The 1,411-nt window shown below is 34.7% G+C and carries 1 pseudogene; it reads left to right on the forward strand.

Going from position 1 to position 1,411, the window contains the following annotated elements:
* Window positions 1–85: 85 nt before the first annotated feature.
* Window positions 86–1,411: pseudogene (locus JM172_RS24400) on the forward strand (IS3 family transposase); the annotation flags it as partial.

Here is a 1,411-nt window from a genome sequence, read left to right on the forward strand (position 1 = left end):
TAAAATGTACCCTATAGAGTAGACACTTTAAAAAAGTCTCCCTATAGGGTACATTTTTGTATAATGGAGAAACACAACTAGAGAAATACTTCGGATTGGAGAAAACTATGAGTAAAAAGATTTTTTCGGAGAAAGAGATCAAACTTTTATCTTCTAACATTTATGTTAAATCAGTAAGCTCAAAAGGAATTACTTATACAGAGGAATTCAAACATATTTTTATTACAGAAAAAGAAAAAGGCAAGTTTCCAAGAGAGATATTCGAAGAATATGGGTTTGATGTAGAGATTTTAGGGACGGATAGAATTAAATCTGCAAGTAAGAGGTGGCAATTAGCTTACAAGGAGAATGGTGTAACAGGTTTACGTGACGCTAGAGCTGAAAATTCAGGCCGTCCGAGAAAAATGGAGCTTTCCCTAGAAGAGGAAAATGCTCGCTTACAGTCTCAACTTAACCTGCTGAAGGCGGAAAATGAACTTTTAAAAAAGATTCGTTTTGCAGAAAGGGGGATAAGAAAGTAACACTTCCTCCAAACCAAAAATTTATTCTTATTCGCTCTGTTATTGAGAAATATCAATTAGAAAATATGGTGACCTACCTTTGTAAAGTAGCCGGCGTTTCTAGAAGTGGTTATTATAAGTACTTTTCAGAGAAGTCCCAGAAACAAAGAGAACTAAAAGACGAAAAAGATGAGATAGTAAAAGAGATTATTTTAAAGGCCTTCTATTTCAAAGGAAGGAAAAAAGGGGCACGTCAAATCAAAATGACTTTGGTGGGTCAATTTGGTGTTGTCTATAATTTGAAGCGTATACGACGAATAATGAAGAAGTATGCCATTATATGCCCTATTAGAAAGGCGAATCCTTATAGACGAATGATGAAAGCAACACAAGAACATAGGATTGTATCCAATCTGTTGGACCGACAATTTAAGCAAGATGTCCCTGGAAAAGTACTCCTAACCGACATCACATATTTATTTTACGGAAAGGGTCAGAAAGCCTATTTATCCACTATTAAAGATGGATCGACCAATGAAATCTTAGCCTATCACGTATCAGATCGTATAACCATGAATTTAGCTACGGATACCCTATTAAAGCTAAAGAAGAATCTAAGCTTTAGAAAGGTAGAAGGTGCATTGATACATTCTGATCAAGGTACCCACTATACACACCCTGATTTTCAAAAGTTAGTAAAGAAACTTGGATTACATCAATCTATGTCTAGAAGAGGAAACTGTTGGGATAATGCTCCTCAAGAATCCTTCTTTGGACATTTTAAGGATGAGGCTTATATTAAACCATGTACGACACTAAACGAACTAAAACTTGAAATTAAGCAATATATGATTTATTACAATAAATACAGATATCAATGGAATTTAAAGAAGATGACCCCTGTTCAATAC

It is taken from the genome of Bacillus sp. SM2101, assembly GCF_018588585.1.
Classification (GTDB): domain Bacteria; phylum Bacillota; class Bacilli; order Bacillales; family SM2101; genus Nanhaiella; species Nanhaiella sioensis.